Genomic DNA, 19,261 nt, shown 5'->3' with positions numbered 1-19,261 from the left:
AGACCAGCACGGTCCCTGCCGCCGATCCCGTCGCTATCGCGACCGAAGTCCAGGCCTGGGCCGAGACCACAGCCGCAATCCAAAACACGCCCTAGGTCTCGGTCGCCTTCCGGCCCCGGCGCCTGCCGCCGCCGCCGTCGACCTCCCGCCAGCTGCTGGGGTCCTGCAGCATGTGCGACTCGATGAGGTCGTGGCGCCGCAGGTAGGTGTTGGCCGTCGCCTGGATGGTCGCGGCGATCGGCAGCGCCAGGAACGCCCCGAGCGCCCCGAACACGGCGCCGAACCCGAGCACCACGAGGAAGCTCACGGCGGGGTTCATCTCCAGCGCCCGCGCGGAGACCTTCGGGGAGAAGTAGAGGTTCTCGAGCTGCTGGTACGCGATGATGAACGCGAGGACGGCGAGCGCCTGGGGCAGGCCCTGCGACGTCAGCGCCACGGCGACCGGCAGGGCCCCGCCGAGGTAGGTGCCGATGGTCGGGACGAACTGCGACACCACGCCCACGAACACCGCGAGCGGCAGCGCGTACGGGGTGCGGACGATCAGCAGGAAGACGAGGGTGAAGGCGCTCGAGAGCGCCGCCAGCACGATGCGGGAGCTGATGAAGTCCGAGACCTTCACCTGGGTGATCTCCCACAGCGTCAGCACCTCCTCCTGGCGGGCGGGCGTGAGCCACCGGCACACGGCGACGCGGAGCCGGGGCCCCGCGGCCAGCAGGTAGTACGTCACCAGCAGGATGGTCAGCATCGCGAACAGCACGCCGATCACGGAGGCCCCGACCAGCAGCGCACCGGAAGCGACGTCGTCGCCGAAGGTCGTCAGCACCTCGCGCACGAGGTCGTCGGAGTCGGGGATGGTGACCCCGAGCTGCTGTGCCGCCCAGTCCTGGATCGCCGCGTACACGTCGGGCAGGGTGTCCAGGAGCTGGACGAGCTGCTGGACGAAGAGGTTGCCGAACAGCCCCAGCACCACCGCCACGAGGACGATCGAGCCACCGAGCGCCACGGCCGCGGCCGCGCCCCGGCGCCACCCGTGCCGCACGCACCAGACCACCGGCGGCTCGAGGGCCAGCGCGAGGAAGAACGCGATCAGCACGTTCACCGCCAGGCCGCGCAGTGCACCCATCGCGTACCAGCCGAACAGCCCGAGGTAGACGGCGACGACGACCAGGACCAGCGCGCGCGGCAGCCACCGCGGCGGGCGGCGGGAAGCGGCGTCGCCGCGTGGTGCGGTGGCGGCCCGGGACGCCTCGTCCGGCCCCGTCATGCCGAGGCCTCCCGTGCGCTCGCGGCGGCCACCGCGGCGTCGACCGTGGGGACCACCCGCCCGTCCCGCTCCGCGTCGGCCCACCAGGGGGACGCCGCCGCCAGGCGGCGGACGTCCGGGGGGAACGCCGCGAGCAGCAGCGTCGTGCCCTCGCGGGCGAGGTCCACGTCGAGCGCCTCGAGCGTGTCGAGCAGCGGGATGGTCGCCTGGAGCACCGCTGTGCCCTCCAGCACCAGCGCGTGCGGGGCAGGCCGGGGGCTGAGCGCGGCCGCGAGGACGTCGTCCTGCGTCGGTCGCGCGTTGCCGGTGAAGATCGTCCGGTCGAGGTGCAGCAGCACCACCCCGGCGGGCGCGGCGCCGCCGTCCGGCTGAGGGCTCGGCGGGGCGTTGGTGGTCCAGCCGCCGGCGGGCGCCGCGTACAGCGGGCGGACGGCGCTGCGGCTGACGGCGCGCAGCACCAGGAACAGCGTCAGGACGACACCGGCCCCGACGGCCGGCAGGAGCCCGGCGGTGAGTCCGATCGCCGTCGTGACCACCGCGACCCAGAACTCCGTGCGGTCGATGCGGAACAGCCGCACGTACTCGGCGGGCGACACCAGCCCGACGACCGCGACCAGTACCAGGGCGCCGAGCGTCGCCGCCGGCAGGTCGCTCAGCACGGGCGCCAGGAAGAGCGCGACGAGCACGGCGAGCGCCGCCGTCGTCAGGCCGGCCGCCTGGGTGCGGGCGCCCGCACCCAGGTTGACCGCGCTCTGCGAGAACCCGCCCGCGGGCGGGAGGCACTGCGTGAGGCCGCCGCCCAGCGCGGCGACCCCGACCGCGAGCAGCTCCTGGTCGCTGTCGACGGTCGGCTCGGACCGCTGGCGCTGCGCTCGGGCGACCAGGACGGTCTCGAGGAAGGCCATGACGGCGATCGCCAGCGCGGCGGGGAGCAGGCCGGGTATCGCGTCCCACAGCGGCGGGCTGAGGTCCGGCAGGCCGGCGGGCACCGGCTCGATGAGCGCGAGCCCTCGGTCCTCGACGTCGGTCAGGACGACCAGCAGGACGGAGGCCACCACCAGGACCAGGGCGGCGGGGACCCGCGGCGCGACGCGGCGCAGCACCAGCAGCGTGGCGACGGCGAGGGCCGAGAAGACGGCCGTGAGGGCCTGCGTCGTCGGGAGCGCGGTGCCGACGTCGGCGAGCTTGCCGAAGAACCCGGCGTCCCGGTCCGGCACCGTCAGGCCCAGGAGGGTCGGCAGCTGGGTGACCGCGACGGTGAGCCCGACGCCGGCCTTCACACCGGTCAGGGTCGCGGGGCTGATCTGTTCCACCAGCGAGCCGAGCCGGAGGAGCCGCATGGCGAGGAGGCACACCCCCACCAGGGTGGTGAGCGTGAACGCGGCGCCGAGCAGGTCGTCGGAGGCCTGGCCGGACGCCGCGAGCGCCGAGGCGGTCAGCACCGCGATGGTCGACGTCGTCGAGACGCTCAGGGTGTGCGAGCCGCCGAGGAGGGCGTAGAGCAGCACGGGGACGATGCAGGTGTAGAGCCCGACGGAGACCGGCAGCCCGGCGATGGTCGCGTACGCCATGGCCTGCGGGACCACCACGACCCCGGCGGCCAGGCCCGCCATGACGTCGGCCCGCAGCCACGCCCTGCGGTACCCGCGGAGCGAGGGGCCGAGCCAGCGGGGAGTTGCCGAGGTCACGTCCACGCGGGTCAGCCAAGTCGGCGGGCGCACCAGGGCGTTCACCTGGTTCGGGTGAGGTCTCCCGTCGCCGGCCCCGCGAATGATCCGGGGGCGAGACCCGCTACGAGGAGGTTCGACATGGCACGGGAGTTCCAGGGCAAGATCGAGCTCGATGTCCGCGACTCGCAGGGGGACTGGGAGGCATTCCTCCCGCAGAAGGCGCCGCAGGGCGCGCCCAACGTCCTGGTCGTGCTGTACGACGACACCGGGCAGGCCGCCTGGTCGCCGTACGGCGGGCGGATCCAGATGCCCACGATGGAGCGCCTCGCGGCAGGGGGCCTGACGTACTCGCAGTGGCACACGACGGCGCTGTGCTCGCCCACGCGGTCGACGTTCCTCACGGGCCGCAACCATCACCTCAACGGGTTCGCGACCATCTCGGAGAGCTCGACGGGCTTTCCCGGCTACAGCTCGCACATCCCGCCGTCGAACGCGAGCATGGCGAGCGTGCTGCGCGAGGCCGGCTGGAGCACCTTCTGGGTGGGCAAGAACCACAACGTCCCCATCGACGAGTGGACCATGGGCGCCTCGAAGAAGCGCTGGCCGCTCGGGCAGGGGTTCGACCAGTTCTACGGGTTCATCGGCGGGGAGACCAACCAGTGGTTCCCGTCCCTGGCGGAGGGCAACCGGTACGTCGACCAGCCGTACGGCCCGGAGGACGGCTACCACCTGTCCAAGGACCTCGCCGACCAGGCGCTGCGGATGATCCGGGACTCCAGGCAGACCGAGCCGGACAAGCCCTGGTACCTGTGGTTCTGCCCGGGCGCCAACCACGCGCCGCACCACGCTCCCCAGGAGTACATCGACAAGTACAAGGGCGTGTTCGACGACGGCTACGAGGCCTACCGCGAGTGGGTGCTGCCCCGCATGGTCGAGCGCGGCATCCTCCCGGAGGGCACCGAGCTCACCGACCTCAACCCCATGCCCGACGGCACCTTCTCCGAGTCCGACCGGGTGCGGCCGTGGGCCGAGCTGAACGACAAGGAGAAGGCGATGTTCTGCCGCATGGCGGAGGTGTTCGCCGGGATGTCGGAGTACACGGACGCCCAGGTGGGCCGCATCGTCGACTACCTTCAGGAGTCGGGTCAGCTCGAGAACACCCTCATCCTGTACTGCGCCGACAACGGCGCGTCGGGGGAGGGCAGTCCGAACGGCTCGGTGAACGAGGGCAAGATCTTCGGCGGCTACCCGGACGACCTCGAGCAGAACCTCGCCATGGTGGACCAGCTCGGCAGCCCCGACACGTACAACCACTACCCGACGGGGTGGGCCGCCGCGTTCTCCACGCCGTACCGGATGTTCAAGCGGTACGTCTACCAGGGCGGCATCAGCGACCCCATGGTGATCCACTGGCCCGCCGGGATCACCGCCCGCGGCGAGGTCCGGCACCAGTACCACCACTGCACCGACGTGGTCCCCACCATCCTGGAGGCGTGCGGGGTCGAGTTCCCCGAGGCGTTCGACGGCGTCCGGCAGACCCCGCTGTCGGGGGTGTCGATGGTCTACTCCTTCGACGAGGCCGAGGCCCCGACCCGCAAGGAGACCCAGTACTACGAGATGTTCGGCAACCGCGGCATCTGGCACAAGGGGTGGAAGGCCGTCACCGAGCACGGCCCGGTCAGCGGCCGCGGACGGTTCGAGGACGACGCCTGGCAGCTCTTCCACACCGACACCGACCGCGCCGAGGCCCACGACGTGGCCGCCGAGCACCCGGACAAGGTCGAGGAGCTCAAGGCGCTCTGGATGTCCGAGGCCGGGGCGAACCTGGTGTTGCCGCTGAACGACCTGCAGATCATCGGCAACCCGAAGGACTTCGAGACGTTCGTGAAGATGGAGTTCCACATCCCGGTCCCGCCGAGCGGCCAGTACACCTACTACCCCGGCACGTCCGAGATCCCGGAGCGCTCGGCGGCCAACGTGCACGGCGTCTCGTACAAGGTGCTGGCGGACCTGGACCTGACCGCGGACACGGCCGGCGTGGTCTTCGCCCACGGCTCCCGGTTCGGCGGCCACGCGCTCTACGTCAAGGACGGTGTGGTGACCTACGCCTACAACTTCCTGGGCATCCCGCCCGAGGACCGGATCTCCGCGCCGGCGCCGCGTGAGGGCCGGCACGTCATCGGCGTGGACTTCGCCAAGGACCGGATGGGCGAGCACCGCGAGGGCATCGGCCCGCTGCGGCTCTGGATCGACGACGAGATGGTGGCCGAGCAGGAGATCAGGACCGTCCTGGGCCACTTCTCCCTGTGCGGCGAGGGACTGTGCATCGGCTACGACAGCGGCGACGCGGTGTCCGCCGACTACGCCGGCTCCCGGTTCGAGTTCACCGGCGGGACCATCCACAAGGTCGTGTTCGACGTCGCGGACGACGCGTACGTCGACCTGGAGGCACACCTCCGGGCAGCGATGGCCCGCGACTGACGGGCGGCGCGCTCAGCTCAGGTCAGCTCAGATCAGGTGGAAGCTGCGCGCGACCTTCAGCGCCTCGCTGCGGCACGACGCCGCGAGCTTCACGTAGAGACTCGACACGTGCGTCTTGATGGTGTTCTCGGAGACGAACAGGGCGGTGGCGATGTCCGCGTAGGTGGCCCCGCGGGCCAGCTCGTTGAGGACCTCGCGCTCCCGCGGGCTGAGCGCGGGCGGGGCGAGCGCCTGGCTGACCTCGTCCAGCTCGTGCGGGGTCGCGGTCACGGAGGCGTAGACGGCCGTGATGTCGGATCGGCCGGTCGCCATGGTCACGAGCTCGTGGAGCCAGCCGGCCGCCGGCCGCCCGACGAACCGGCGCAGCAGGGTCTCGATGGGTGTCCCCTGCCGCACCCAGCCGAGGAACGGGGAGGCGTTCCGGCGGGTCTCGGTCACCGCGATCGCCTCCGCCAGGCGCTCGCGGGACGCGTGCGGGTCACCCAGCGCGTCGAGCAGCTGGGCCTCGCACGCCAGGGCGAGCGCACGGGTGGGCGGCTGCGAGTAGGTGGCGTCCGACGACGCCACCTCGAAGGCGGCGGCGGCGACGCGCCGCTCGCCCTCCCGGTCGGCCCGTAGCCCCTGGACGAGCGACGCCTCGCCGACGGCGCCGAGCAGCTCGAGCGTGCCGTGCAGCGACCTGAGCGTGTCCCGGTCGCTCGCGAGCGTGGCGACGAACGCCCGCTCGACGAGCAGGGCGACCCGCAGGTGCTCCGGAAGCTGCTCGTCGGTGAGGCGCAGGCACTCACCGGGGCCGGACAGGAGCCGCTGCGCCGCGGCGACGTCACCGGCGAGCACCGCCTGGCGCGCGTCCCAGACCCGGAACCAGAACCGGGTGCACAGGTCGCCGTTGTGGTACCTGACCTCCGGGAACTCGATGACGGACGTGTCAGTCGGAGCGGGCACGTCAAGGAGTCGCGCGAGCAGCCCGGCGAGGTTGGCGCGTGCCACGACGAACCGCACGGGCTGTCCACCACGGGCCGCGGCGGTGGCGACGGCCTCGCCGGCCAGCTCGACGCACGCGCGCTCCCGGCCACGCATGTACTGGGTGAGGGCCAGATGGCTCAGCGCGCAGGCCTCGAGAAGCCCCAGGCCCTGGTTGTGGGCGAGGCTGACGGCCAGGGTCAGGTTGGCCTCGGCCTCGGTGAGCTCGCCGAGCCAGTTCTGCGCGATGCCCAGCTCGTTGGCGAGCACGGGCAGGATCGCGGCGTCGGTCTCGCGCGCCCCGGTGCGGGCCTGGGACGCGACCAGCACGCGTTTCGCGTGGCCGATGGCGGCGTAGGCAGGTTCGAGTCCCAGGGCGAAGCGCCACAGCCTGACGCAGGCGATGCGTGCGTCGAGCCGCTCGGTGTCGTCCGTGGACGCCGACCGGCGCTCGGCGTCCAGGATCCGGTCGCCCCAGTGCCGTGCCCCCTCGACGTCGTCGTCGAGCCAGCGACCCAGGGCGACGGCGAACCAGGTGTCGGGCCGGCTGTCGACGATCTCGGCCTGCGTCCGGACGAACTCGCTCACCGCCTCCTGCTCGCAGTGGTCGAGGACCATGCGCACGCCGTCGCGCGCGAGGACGTCGGCGGCCTCCGCGGGCGCACCGATGTGGACGAGTCGCCTGAACGCACCGGAGAGGTGGCCGCGTGCCAGGTCGAGCCGGACCGCGCGTACGACGGTCGCGCGGGCCCGGACCGCGTCGACGCCACCGGCGGTGAGGTGCTGCCGGACGATCTCCATGAGGAGCGGATGGATCCGGAAGCCGTCGTCGGCAGGAGCGTCCGTCGGGTCCGCCGCCCCGGCGCACTCGTGGTTCGACACGCGCGTGACGAGCAGGCCGGTGTTCTCCAGCTCCGCGAGGACCTCGCCGGCGTGCGGGTCGTGCGTCAGGTGCGCGGCCGTGGGGGCGCTGACCACGCCCTCGCCGGCGATGCACAGCAGCAGGTGCCGCTGCCGTGGGGTGAGCATGCTGAACACCTCGTCGGCCACCCGGGTCGCGATCGACGTGGCGTCGTGCGAGAGCCGGCCTGCCGCGGCCCTCGGGTCCGGGGCGGCGCTGAGCTCGCGCGCGGCGAGGACCGCGGCGGCGCACCAGCCGTCGGCGTGCCGGGCCACGGCGTCGATCACCCGGCGGTCCGTGGACCGGGAGTGCTCCGCCACCAGCGACCGGCACTCGGTCTCGCCGAGCCGCAGCAGGCTCCCCGGCAGGATCGCGAAGTTGCCCAGGAGCTCGGGGACCAGCCGGGTCAGCGGCAGCGCCCGGCGGCTCAGGAGGAGCACGCGCATCGACTCGGGCGCGCCGTTGAGTCGTTCGTCGACGAGGCGCAGGGTCGCGGCGGGGAGCAGGTGGGCGTCGTCGATCACGACCAGGGTCGATGACGAGCTCGCCTCGTCGAGCGTGGCGCCCAGCCTCTCGGGCGTCCAGGTGTCGTCGGCGTCCAGCCAGGTGGCGTCCCGGGCGTGCGGGGACGAGGTGGTCCGCAGCCAGCCGGCGACGCCCAGGGTCTTGCCCGCCCCCGCCGGCGCCGCGATCAGGGTGACCGAGCCCTCCGTCACCTCGTCGAGCTGCTGCCAGAGGCGTTGCCGCGGTACGTAGACGCGTGGCAGGTGCGGCGCCGGGGAGTCCTCGGGGTGGCGGTGGTTCCGGTCGGGCCCGACGTGCGGACCGGCGGGCCGATGGTGTCTGGCCGTGAGGCTGGTGCTCCGGTCCGAGACCGAGCCGGTGTCGATGTGCATACCGCGGGATCCTCCACTCGAGAGGTGAAGTGGCGGCCGGGGAAGCACCGCCGATCCGTGGCGGGGTCGGCGCCCTGGATCTCGAGCTCGCATGTCTCTCATTTCCCTCTCGGGAAATATGCATCCTTGTTCATCATGCGTGCTCCGCGAGATTTTCGCCCACGATGATTCCGGTTTCACCCGGAGTCGGCGGTTCGTTCTTCGGTCCCGTCCGGTAAAACCAGTGCTCAGGCCCCAGATCACCTGTGCGTGGAATGCAATGATGATGCAGCTCTAAATGGGGCAATAAGGCAGGTATGCAAAATTCGTAAGGCTCGCCAGGAATGCGAGAATGGTCCAGCCCCAAGCTCAGAAGCCGGTGCCGAGCGCGAAGACGCACTCGACGCCGGCTTCTGAGGGCGGCGCGGAAGCGGGTGCCGGGACGAGGGGCTCACTCCTCGCCGAAGACGTCGCGGAGCGCTGTCTCCTGATCGGTGCTGAGGTTGGTGAAGATCAGCTCGGGCGTCTCCTGGCCAGCGAGGGCGTCGCGCACCTTGTCGATGACCGCGTCGGAGGACATGAGGAAGAGCGCCGAGGTGCCGGGTGTGATCTCGTCGCGGACGCGGTTGATGAAGCCGTCGTCGATCCCGACGTCGGTGAGCGCGCCGCTCAGCGCGCCGGTCGCGGCGCCGATGGCCGCGCCGAGCAGCGGGACGAAGAAGAGGAGCCCGAAGAGCATCCCCCAGAAGGATCCGCCGAGGGCGCCCGCACCGGTCGTGGAGTTGAGCTGCTTGGTCTTGGGCTTCTTCGCCCCCTCCTCCCACCGCACGGTGGCGGCGTCCCGGACCGTGATGAGGTTCTCGCGGGCGAGCTGCTGGATCGTGGTCGACGCGGTCTCCGCGCCCTCCGCGGTCTTGAACTTCCAGACCGTCAGCGTTGCCTGAGCCATGTGCGTTCTCCTTGGGTGTCACCTGCGGCGGATCTGACGCTGCACACTCCAGTGCCCGCCGGGTCCGGGCGCCCTCACCCGTTCCTGGTGAACCCGCCCTCGTCGTCGTGCCGGCCGTTGCGGACGGCGTCGTCGAGCGAGGGGAACAGGTCGGGCTCGCCCTCCTCGCCGACGCGGGCCAGCACGTCGCGCACCTGACCGATCCCCTCCGCCAGGGCCAGGTCGCTGCCGTCCCGCTGCAGGTCCGCGCGCAGCTGGACGAGCATCGCCGCCGCGGTCACGTCGATCGACGGCGTGGACCGTCCGTCCAGCACGACCAGCCGGAGACCGGAGTCCGACGCCGCGAGCTCACGCACGCGCGAGCGGACGTACTCGGCGTTCGCGAAGATCAGGGGGCCCTCGACCCGGACGACCAGGACGCCGGGCAGGGTGGAGTAGTCGGGGTTGCGTCCCACGTCCACCCAGGGCCGACCGACCTCGTTGCCCACCGGGGCCAGGATCGCGACGCGGGGGCGTGAGGTCCGGGCCAGCAGCAGGATCAGCGACACGGCGATCCCGATCACCAGGCCGGGCAGCGTGTCGAACACGAGGACACCGAGCAGGGCCGCGCCCGCGGCCATGAAGTCGGCGCGGGCCGTGACCTGGTAGACGCGCGCCAGGCGCCCGGTCCGCACCCGCCACAGGCGGCGCAGCGAGCGGACGTCGACGAGCTCGACGACGGCGGCCACGACCACCGCGGACAGCGTGGCCAGGGGCAGCTGCTCGAAGACGCCGGTCAGGAAGAGCAGGGTGAGCACGGTCAGCGCGGCCGCGGTCAGCGCCGAGATCTGGGAGCGCGCCCCGGCGCCGGCGTTGACCGCCGTCTTGGACAGGCTCCCGTTGACGACCATGCCGGAGACGAACCCGGCGCCGAGGTTCGACAGCCCGAGGCCCACCAGCTCGCGGTTGGGGTCGACGTCGTACCCCCACCTCGCGGCGTAGGTCTTGGCCGCCCCGAGGCCCTCGGCGAAGCCGATCAGCATCAGGCCCACCGCGCCGCCGAACAGCTCCGCGAACTGGGCGGCCGTCACGTCGGGCACCCCGACCTGTGGCAGCCCCGAGTCGATGTGGCCGACGACGGCGAGCCCCTGGTCGCCCAGACCGAACAGGATCGTCGCGCCGATGGCCAGCAGCACCACCACGAGCGACCCCGGCAGGAACGGCATGGTGCGGCGCACCAGCACCAGGGCCGCCAGGCTGGCGAGACCGACCGTGATGGTCAGCGGGTCGATGTCGCCGAGCTCGCCCAGCAGGACCCAGGTCTTCTCGAAGAAGCTGCCGGAGCCGCCCTCGACCCCGATCAGGTCGGGCACCTGGCCGACGATGATCGTCAGGGCGAGGCCGATGATGAAGCCCTTGAGGACCGGTTCCGAGATGAAGGCGGCGAGGAAGCCGAGGCGGAGCAGGCCCGCCAGGATCGCGACGAACCCGGTGGCCAGGGCGAGCGCCGTGGTCAGCACGACGGGATCGCCGTCCGTGCCCGCGACATCCGCCACGATGCCCGCGGAGAGTGCTGCGGTCGCGGACATCGGCGCCACGACGAGCTGCCGCGAGGTGCCCGCGAGCGCGTAGAGGGCCAGCGCGGGCACGGCCGCGTAGAGGCCGACGACGGGCGGGACGCCGGCGATGGTGGCGTAGGCGAGCGCCTCCGGGACGAGCACCGCCCACACGGCGAGGCCGGCGACGATGTCGGGCCGGAGCCACGAGCGCTGGAATCCGGAGAACGACGGACCGACGAATCTGGCCACGGGGTCGCGCCTCTCGGTAGGGGTCTCGGCAGGGCAGCTGACTGCGCAGACCGTAGGCAGGGCCCGGATGGCCCAGGTCACCCGTTAGGGGTGACCGCCGTGGGTCCCGTGTCGTCGAAGGTCGCGACATGGGGGACATGCTGGTGGCACTGGTGCCCGAGATCGTCGGCCTGGCGGTGACACCCGCGGCGATCATCGCGTGTCTCCTGCTGCTCGGGTCGGTGCAGCCCTACCGCAACGTCGCGGTCTTCGGGGGCACCGTGCTGGTGGTCTACGCGGTGCTCGGGGTCGTCGCCCTGGTCGTCGGCAGCGCGGCGGGTGCGCGGACCGCGGGCCCTGCCGGCGCGGGCTGGGTCAGCCTTGTGGTGGGCGTCCTGTTCCTGGCCGTCGGGATCGTCGCGGCGGCCAGGCGCCCGGCCCCGGAACCGGCCGGACGCGGCGAGGCGATGCCGGCGTGGGCGCGCAAGCTGTCCGTGCCGACGGTGCCGGCGCTCATGGGGATCGCCGTCGTGCTCGCCGTGGTGAACCCCAACGTGGCGATCCTGCTCTCGGGCCTGACCACCGTCGTGACCTCCGACGTCCCCCTCGGGACGCGGGAGCTCGGCGTCCTGGTCCTGGTCGTGGCGAGCGTGCTGGACTACGTGGTCCCGACCGTCCTGTTCGCGGTCGCGGGGGTACCCGGGCGCCGCCAGCTGCGCGAGCTGCGGTTCTGGCTGATCCGTCGCGACCGGGTCATCGGCGCCGGCGTGCTGCTGGTCTTCGGCGTCATCTTCACCGTGCGTGGGCTGTCCCGGCTGCTCGCCTGATCCCTGCTCGCCTGATCCCTGCTCGTCTGGTCCCTGCTCGTCTGATCCCTGGGCGGTCTCAGGACTCTCCGGCAGGGGCAGGCTCGACCCGGTGGACGACGTCGTGGTCGCCGTCGCGGCGTCGCGCGACTGCGGCGAGCGCCGCCCGGGTCGACTCGCCGAGGCGTGGCGTCGCCCGGCGGACGTGCGCGCCGGCCAGGGTGCGCGCGGTGCCGTCGCGTTCCCAGGCGTCGGCGAGGCCGGGGTCCACGCCCGTGAGGTAGAGGGCGCCGTGCGCGCGTGCCAGCGTGCGGGCGTAGTCGCCGATCACCTTGAGGAAGGTCGCCCCGAGCGTGGTGCGGCCGCGCAGGCGCAGGATCACCACGGGACCGTCGTCCTCGCCCGTGGGCTCGGCCTGCGCCGGGACCGGCAGACGGCGCTGCAGCGTCCGGGCACCCGCGTAGAAGAGCGACCCGTAGGCCTCCAGGACCACCGTCTCGCCCGTCGTCACCAGCCGGGGCGGTTCGGACTCCACGACGTCACCCGACGCGTCCCGGGTCAGGCGCACGACCCTGAGGTCGAGGGCCTCCTGGTTGAGCTGCAGGAGCAGCGACACGATGACGCCGATGCCCACTGCCTGGGCCACCGGCAGCGCGAGGACCGCGACGAAGGTGGCGCCCATGGCGAGCGCCGGGATCCGGCCCGCGCGCGCGACGGCGACCAGCTCCCGGGGTGCGACGGCCCTGGCCCCCGCGTAGATCAGGATGGCTGCCAGGGTCGGCATGGCCACCTTGCCGACCAGGCCGGAGAAGGCGAGCAGGATGATCGCCATCCAGATCCCGGACCAGATGCCGGCCCAGCGGCTCGCCGCACCGGCCGTGACGTTGAGGGCGGTCTGACCCACGGAGCCTCCGACGGGCTGGCCGCCGAACAGGCTGGACAGGGTGTTCGCGATGCCCTGCGCGGCGAAGTCGCGGCGCGTCGAGCTGGGCGAGCCGTCCGTGTTGGGCACGGCCTCGGCCACGCCCGCGCCCTGGATGAGCACGAGCGCCGCGACCGCCGCCGCGCCGCCGACCAGGTCGACGCTGAGCAGGCTCAGGTCCGGCAGGACCGGCATCGGCAGCCCGTGCGGGATCCGGCCGGTGTCCTCGACGAGCGCGACCGAGGTGCCGCCCAGCAGCAGGACGCCGAGCGTGGGCAGCAGCAGGGCGAGCAGGGAGCTCAGCACCGACAGGCGGGTCAGGCCGAGGAGCACGAGGATGACGAGGGCCGCCGCGCCGCAGATCGCGGCGCCGGGCTCGGCGTCGGCCAGGTGCGTGACCGTGTACCAGGCCTTGGTGACCGACACGGAGCCCTGCGCCTGGATGCCGAGCAGGTCCGGTACCTGACCGAGCACCATGTTCACGGCGATGCCGGTCAGGAAGCCGAGCATGACCGAGTACGAGACGAACCGGATGTAGCGGCTCAGCCGCGCCAGGGCGGCTCCGATCATGAGCACGCCGGCCAGCAGGGTCAGCAGGATCATCGCGGCGGACCGGTCACCGTCGCCGTAGGGGGCGAGCGCGGAGCCGGCGGCCAGGGCGGCCGCGCTCGTCGTGGTGACGACCATCAGCCGGGTCGAGCTGGTCAGGCCCCCGCCGATCGGGCCCACGAACGACGCGTACAGCCCGTGGGCGGGGTTGACGCCGGCCAGGACGCTGGACGCCATCCCGTCCGGCACGCTGGAGATGGCGCCGGGCAGGCCGGCGATGATGTCGTCGCGCAGGTGACGGCGGCGCGGCAGGACCTCGGCGGTCTCCGCCCGCACGCGCCGGCGGGCGCGCCGGGCAGCCCGGCGCACCCGCGGCCCGAACAGCGACCCGAGATCGCGGTCGCCACCGCCCGGCCCGGTCATTCGCGGGCCAGGGCGGCGGCTGCCTCCCGCTCGAGGTCGAGGTACTGCTCCTCGCTCACGTCGATCCCGACGCCGAGGATCGTGCCCCCGGTGAACCGGAACGGTGCCTGGTACAGGCGGCTGACCGGGTCCGCGCTGTCGTAGCCGATGCACAGGCCGTCGCCGCACAGGGTGAACTTGCCCACCTGGGCACGCATCGGCCCCTCGGCCACGACCTCCTCCCCGACGAAGAGCTGGGCCCGGCCGACGGACTCGCCGTGGTCGCCCGCCGACTCCCGCAGGAACTCCACGCCGAGCACCGCCTTGCCCGGGTCGAGCACGGGCGAGGTGAGGACCTGCTCCGGCTGGATGCCCAGGAAGTTGTAGACGTAGTGCAGGCGGTGGTCCTTGACGAAGAGCGCGTGCCCGCCGAAGCGTGACCCGTGGGCGAAGAGCACACCCTCGGCGTCGGGCGCGAGGTCGACGTCGGCGACGATCTTGTAGGAGCGCCCGCGGATGTTGACCGCGACCCCCTCGGGTACCGGTGCCGCGTCCGGGTAGTAGACGTACCGGCTGCGCGGCGGCTCGGCCTGCGGACGGTCGAGGGTCAGCTGCTCGACGGCGGACCGGTCGTCCAGGGGCAGCACGTCGTTGCGCTCCGCCTCCTCGAACCAGGCGGCGACCAGCTCGCGCAGCTTCTCGGGGTGCTCGGCGGCCAGGTCGTGCGCCTCGGCACGGTCCTCGTCCACGTGGTAGAGCTCCCACGCGTCCTGGTCGAACCGGCCGTGGCCGCTGATCGGGGCGTGCACCGCCGCGGCCTTCCAGCCGTCCTTCCAGATGGCGCGGGTGCCGAGCATCGCGTAGTACTGGCGGTCCTTCGTGGTCGGCGCGTCGCCGTCGTCGAAGCTGTAGCGCATCGACACGCCGTTCAACGGGTGCTGGGGCACGCCGCGGTAGGTGTCGGGCATCTCGACGCCCGTCACGTCCAGGATGGTCGCCACGATGTCGGTCGCGTGGTGGTACTGGTGGCGCACCGCCCCGCGCGAGCTGATCCCGGCCGGCCAGTGCACGACCATCGGGTCGCACGTGCCGCCCGAGTACTGGGCGTAGCGCTTGAACATCTGGAACGGGGTGGAGAACGCGGCCGCCCAGCCGGTGGGGTAGTGGTTGTAGGTCTCCGGGCTGCCCAGGGAGTCCAGGTACCCCAGGTTCTCCGCGAGGTCGTCGGGGTAGCCGTTGAAGAACTTGTTCTCGTTGACGGAGCCGTTGGGGCTGCCCTCGCCGGACGCACCGTTGTCCGCGCAGTAGAAGATCAGCGTGTTCTCCAGCTGCCCGGTCTGCTCGAGATAGTCGATCACGCGGCCGATCTGCACGTCCGTGTACTCGGAGAAGCCAGCGAACACCTCGGCCATCCTGCTGAACAGGCGCTGCTCGTCGTCGCTCAGCTCGGCCCAGGGCCGCACGTGGTCCGCCGGGTTGGCGGCGTCCTCCGGCAGGGGGTCCAGCGGTGTGAGGTCGGTGCCCTCGGGCAGGATGCCACGCTCGATCATCCGGGCCAGCACCCACTCGCGGTAGGCCTCGTAGCCGTCGTCGAACATCCCCTTGTACTTGTCGATGTACTCCTGGGGAGCGTGGTGCGGCGCGTGGTTCGCGCCCGGGCAGTACCACATGAACCACGGCTTGGACGGGTTGGACGAGTTCTGGTCCCGGAGCATGCGGATCGCCTGGTCGGCCAGGTCCTTGGAGAGGTGGTAGCCCTCCTCGGGGGTGTAGGGCGGCTCGATGAACCTGTTGTCCTCCACCAGGTCGGGGTACCACTGGTTGGTCTCGCCGCCGAGGTACCCGTAGAAGCGGTCGAACCCCTTCTGCAGGGGCCACTCCGAGCGGCTGCCGCCGCTCGCGATGTCCTCCTCGGGGACGTTGTGGTCCTTGCCCAGCCAGAAGGTGGACCAGCCGTTGTCCTGGAGCACCTGACCCACGGTCGCGCACTCGGCGGGCAGGCGACCAGCCGCCCCGGGGAACCCGTTGGTGCCCTCCATGATCGCCGCGCACCGGTTGACGTGGTGGTTGCGGCCGGTGAGAAAGACGGACCGGGTGGGGGAGCACAGGGCCGTGGTGTGCCACTGCGAGTAGGTCAGGCCGCCCGCCGCCAGCCGGTCGAGGGTGGGCATCGAGATGCGTCCGCCGTACGTGGACCACGCGGCCATGCCGGTGTCGTCGTAGAGGATCACCAGGACGTTCGGTGACCCCTCCGGCGCCTTCTTCAGCTCGAAGGGGGCCCAGTCCGGGACGGAGTCCCGCACGTCCAGCTCGATACGGCCGTTGAACTCCACCATTTTTCCACCTCATGTATTGGTGACGACGACATGTGTTGGTGACGACGACTGCCGGAGACGATCCGAGGTCGGTGCGACCCCGTGGACCAGCCGAGACCACGGCCGGCCACGGCCATCCTCCGCAGCCCGTCCTCCCGGGTGGGTCACCTGGATCGGGTGACGCTCGCTGTCGACGCTCGCCTAGCCCGCGGCCGCGCAGACGATGCAGGTGCGGGCCGTCGGCCGCGCCAGCAGGCGCTCGCGGGCGACGGCTCCTCCGCAGCGCTCGCAGCGGCCGTAGACGCCCGCGGCGATCCGCGCCAGCGCCGCGTCGACGTCGGCCAGGTGCTCCGTGGCCGTGGCGAGCAGCGTGCTCGCCTGCGAGCGCTCGAAGGCGATCGTCGACCCCTCGGGGTCGTGCTCGTCGTCCGACGCGGAGAGCTGCGTCGCCTCCACCATCGAGGCGATGCTCCCGGTCAGCGAGGCGATCAGCTCCGCCGTGCGCTCGCGGTCGGCGACCAGCGGCCCGCGGACCTCATCGGTGAACGGAACCGTCACTCCGCCGTCCTCCTCACGATGAGACCTCCCGCCGAGGCCACGACGATGAGCTCACCTCACGATGATGCGGCCCGGGCGAACGGGCCGTCCAGCGCCGCTCGGTGCAGCAGCAGGATGGTCCTGCCGTCGACGATGCGGCCGTCCCGCGTCATGGCCAGAGCCTCCGCGAACGGCCCCTCCAGGACCTCGATGTCCTCTCGCCGTCGCCCGGGCGCTCCCGCCGGACCTGGGATGCACCGTGATCACGCACAGCCCGACGGTCGCCGTGGCTCTGCTCGACCACCCGGCCGCCGAGATCTATCTGCTCGGCGGCCGGGTGTGCATCCCGAGGCGGGCCTGACCACGGGGGACGCCGAGGAGGCGGCGATGAAGCGAGCCCTGTCGGCGCGGGCCGCGGAGACCTACGTCCTGGCGTCGTCCGAGCAGATCGGGACGGCGTCGCGGTTCCGGGTGCTGCCCTGGGAGCGGGTCACCGGGGTGATCACCGACGCCGACCCGCACGACGCAGGGCGCTCAGACGGTGACGAGCACCTTCAGCGCCTCGCGCGCGTCCATCGCCGCGTACCCCGCGGGTACGTCGTCGATCGGGACCGTGCGGTCGAACACCCGGCCGGGCTCGATCGTGCCGTCGAGCACGAGCGGGATGGCCTGCTCGATGTAGGCGCGGACCGGGGCGGGCCCGCCCGTGAGCGTGATGTTCCGGCCGAACAGCGACCCGAAGCCGACCGGTGCGTCCTCGTACTGTGGCACACCGACGCGGGAGATCACGCCGCCGGCCCGCACGACGCCGACCGACTGCGTGTAGGCGGGCATGTGGCCCACGGCCTCCAGGACGACGTGGGAGCCCTCGCCCCCGGTCAGGTCGACGACCCGCTGGATGCCCTCCTGCCCACGTTCGGCGACGACGTCGGTCGCGCCCCACTCCCGGCCCAGGTCCGTGCGGGCCTGGTGGCGGCCCATGAGGATGATGCGCTCGGCGCCGAGCTGCCGGGCGGCGAGCACCGCGGAGAGGCCGACGGCGCCGTCCCCGATCACGGTGACCGTCTGGCCCGGCCGGATCCGCGCCAGGTGCGCGGCGTGGTAGCCGGTGAGGTAGACGTCCGAGAGCGTGAGGAGCGACGGCAGGACCGCCTCGTCCTTCTCGGTCACGCCGGGTACGGGCACGAGGCTGCCGTCGGCGAGCGGGATGCGGGCGAGCTCGGCCTGCAGCCCCGGGGTGTCCGGGGTCGCGTAGAAGCCGCCGTGCGGGCAGGCGGTCTGGAAGCCGTCCCGGCAGATCGGGCAGGTGTTGTCCGCGAACGCGAACGGCGCGATCACCAGGTCGCCCGGGCGGACGGCGGTGACGGCGGAGCCGACCTCCTCGACGACGGCGAGCAGCTCGTGCCCCATGGTCTGGCCGTGCTCGGTGCCCGGCATCGAGTGGTAGGGGTGCAGGTCGGAGCCGCAGACGCAGGTGCGCACGGTGCGCACGACGGCGTCGGTGGGCAGCAGCAGGGTCGGGTCGGCGACGGTTTCGACGCGGACGTCGCCCGCGCCGTACATGACGGTGGCCTTCATGGTGTGTTCCTCCGGTGGGTGCGTGTGGTGCGTGTGGTGCGTGTGGTGCGTGTGGTGGTCAGATCTCGACCACCACCGGGCGGGCCGTGCGGTCGGCGGCCGTCACCGGACGCCGGCGCAGGAGCAGGCAGGAAGCCGCCGCGAGCAGCACCGCCACCGACGTGACGACACCGAGCGGGAGGATGGCGGCCGCTCCCGCGACCCCCACCAGCGGGGCTGCGACCCCACCGAACCCGAAGCGGACCATGCCCAGCAGCGACGAGGCCGTGCCCGCCGTCCGCGGATACCCGGCGAGGGCGAGCGTGGTGGCCGGGGGTGACGAGACGGCCACGCCGCTCGCGAGCGTGAACAGGGCGGCGACGACCACCCACAGCGGCACGGCCGCCAGGCCCGCGAGCAGCAGGGCCGCCGCACCGAGCCCGGTGGCCACGACTCCGATCGCGAGCGTGCCCGGGACGCTCCAGCGTTCCGCGAGCCGGCCGGCCACCCACCCGGCCGTCATGAAGCCGGCGGAGTTCAGGCCGAACGCCGCGGCGTACCACTGGGGCGAGAGGCCGTACCCGTCCTGGAGCACGAACGTGGCGCCGGCCAGGTAGGCGAACAGAGCGGCGTAGAGGAACCCCTGGTTGAGCAGCGCGCCGAGGAAGGCCCGGTCCGTGAGCAGCGTGCGGTAGTCGCGCACGGTCTGCCGCAGCCCGCCCGGCACCCTCCGCTGAGCGGGGAGCGTCTCGGGAAAGGCGAGCGCGACGACGGTCAGGATCGCGGCGCCGACGGCGGCGAGGAACACGAACAGCCCGCGCCAGTCGACCCAGGTGCTCAGCAGCCCGCCCAGGAGCGGTCCGACGACCGCCGCGAAGCCGCCGATCACGGTGAGGCGGCCGTAGAAGCGGATCAGTGCGCCCCCGGAGTAGACGTCGCGCCCCGCCGCAGTGGCGATCACGATGCCGACGCCGCCCGCCAGCCCCTGCACGAACCGGGCGGCGACCAGCGTCTCGACGGTGGGGCTCAGCGCGCACAGCACGGACGTGACCACGTAGGCGGCGACGCCGACCAGCAGGATGCCGCGCCGTCCGAACCGGTCCGAGAGCGGGCCCGCGACGAGCTGGCCCAGGGCGAGCCCGACGAGGCACGCGGTCACGGTCAGTTGCGCGACGGACGTGGCCGCGCCCAGCTCCGCGGTGAGCGCAGGCAGGGCCGGCAGGTAGAGGTCCATGGAGATCGGGCCGAACACCGTCAGCAGGAGGAGCAGGGGCGGCAGCATCCGTCCGGTGACGGTCGGCGGG

Annotated in this window: 12 protein-coding genes and 1 pseudogene; 3 read left to right on the top strand and 10 right to left on the bottom strand. The window is 72.5% G+C overall.

All coding sequences use genetic code 11. From position 1 onward, the window contains the following. Positions 1-91: 91 nt before the first annotated feature. A complete protein-coding gene (locus ACIPN7_RS29495; RefSeq protein ID WP_400550727.1) occupies positions 92-1,264 on the bottom strand; it encodes an AI-2E family transporter in 1,173 nt (390 codons plus the stop codon). After that, the gene (locus ACIPN7_RS29490; RefSeq protein ID WP_400550725.1) at positions 1,261-2,985 is read right to left on the bottom strand and encodes a SulP family inorganic anion transporter; all 1,725 of its coding nucleotides are present in this window, start codon (positions 2,983-2,985) and stop codon (positions 1,261-1,263) included. Before ACIPN7_RS29490 ends, ACIPN7_RS29495 begins: the two co-directional genes overlap by 4 nt. An 87-nt stretch (positions 2,986-3,072) precedes the next feature. On the opposite strand from ACIPN7_RS29490, the gene ACIPN7_RS29485 reads away from it, so the two are divergent. Further along, on the top strand, positions 3,073-5,415 hold the full coding sequence (locus ACIPN7_RS29485) for an arylsulfatase (protein ID WP_400550723.1): 2,343 nt from the start codon (positions 3,073-3,075) through the stop codon (positions 5,413-5,415). A 27-nt stretch (positions 5,416-5,442) separates the two neighbouring features. Here the strand turns inward: ACIPN7_RS29485 and ACIPN7_RS29480 are convergent, their stop codons facing one another. From ACIPN7_RS29480 to ACIPN7_RS29470, 3 genes are all read right to left on the bottom strand, one after another. Then, positions 5,443-8,175: a LuxR C-terminal-related transcriptional regulator gene (locus ACIPN7_RS29480; protein WP_400550721.1), complete on the bottom strand. Its 2,733-nt coding sequence runs from the start codon at positions 8,173-8,175 to the stop codon at positions 5,443-5,445. Between the two features lie 430 nt (positions 8,176-8,605). Further along, a complete protein-coding gene (locus ACIPN7_RS29475) occupies positions 8,606-9,103 on the bottom strand; it encodes a DUF1269 domain-containing protein (RefSeq protein ID WP_400550719.1) in 498 nt (165 codons plus the stop codon). A gap of 74 nt (positions 9,104-9,177) precedes the next feature. Beyond that, a complete protein-coding gene (locus tag ACIPN7_RS29470; RefSeq protein ID WP_400550717.1) occupies positions 9,178-10,890 on the bottom strand; it encodes a SulP family inorganic anion transporter in 1,713 nt (570 codons plus the stop codon). A 128-nt stretch (positions 10,891-11,018) separates the two neighbouring features. Here ACIPN7_RS29470 and ACIPN7_RS29465 point away from each other — a divergent pair, with 128 nt between their 5' ends. Next, positions 11,019-11,696, top strand: a complete 678-nt coding sequence (locus tag ACIPN7_RS29465; RefSeq protein WP_400550715.1) for a GAP family protein — start codon at positions 11,019-11,021, stop codon at positions 11,694-11,696. Positions 11,697-11,754: 58 nt separating this feature from the next. Here the strand turns inward: ACIPN7_RS29465 and ACIPN7_RS29460 are convergent, their stop codons facing one another. The 3 genes from ACIPN7_RS29460 to ACIPN7_RS29450 form a co-directional block, all read right to left on the bottom strand. Then, positions 11,755-13,569, bottom strand: a complete 1,815-nt coding sequence (locus ACIPN7_RS29460) for a SulP family inorganic anion transporter (RefSeq protein ID WP_400550713.1) — start codon at positions 13,567-13,569, stop codon at positions 11,755-11,757. Continuing rightward, positions 13,566-15,884: an arylsulfatase gene (locus ACIPN7_RS29455; protein WP_400550711.1), complete on the bottom strand. Its 2,319-nt coding sequence runs from the start codon at positions 15,882-15,884 to the stop codon at positions 13,566-13,568. The genes ACIPN7_RS29460 and ACIPN7_RS29455 overlap by 4 nt, the downstream gene beginning before the upstream one ends. A gap of 180 nt (positions 15,885-16,064) precedes the next feature. Next, complete coding sequence (locus ACIPN7_RS29450) at positions 16,065-16,421, bottom strand: TraR/DksA family transcriptional regulator (RefSeq protein WP_400550709.1); 357 nt, start codon at positions 16,419-16,421, stop codon at positions 16,065-16,067. A 366-nt stretch (positions 16,422-16,787) separates the two neighbouring features. On the opposite strand from ACIPN7_RS29450, the pseudogene ACIPN7_RS29445 reads away from it, so the two are divergent. Next, a pseudogene (locus ACIPN7_RS29445) lies at positions 16,788-16,850 on the top strand (hypothetical protein); the annotation flags it as partial. 84 nt (positions 16,851-16,934) lie between these two features. On the opposite strand, the gene ACIPN7_RS29440 reads toward ACIPN7_RS29445, so the two are convergent. Then, complete coding sequence (locus tag ACIPN7_RS29440; protein WP_400550708.1) at positions 16,935-17,978, bottom strand: zinc-binding dehydrogenase; 1,044 nt, start codon at positions 17,976-17,978, stop codon at positions 16,935-16,937. 58 nt (positions 17,979-18,036) lie between these two features. Continuing rightward, positions 18,037-19,239, bottom strand: coding sequence for a multidrug effflux MFS transporter (locus tag ACIPN7_RS29435; protein ID WP_400550729.1), 1,203 nt, complete (start codon positions 19,237-19,239; stop codon positions 18,037-18,039). Between the last annotated feature and the right edge of the window lie 22 nt (positions 19,240-19,261).

It is taken from the genome of Promicromonospora sp. NPDC090134 (genome assembly GCF_044746965.1).
GTDB lineage: Bacteria > Actinomycetota > Actinomycetes > Actinomycetales > Cellulomonadaceae > Promicromonospora.
Note: the sequence above shows the minus strand (reverse complement) of the source record. Positions and strands in the feature narration are given on the sequence as shown.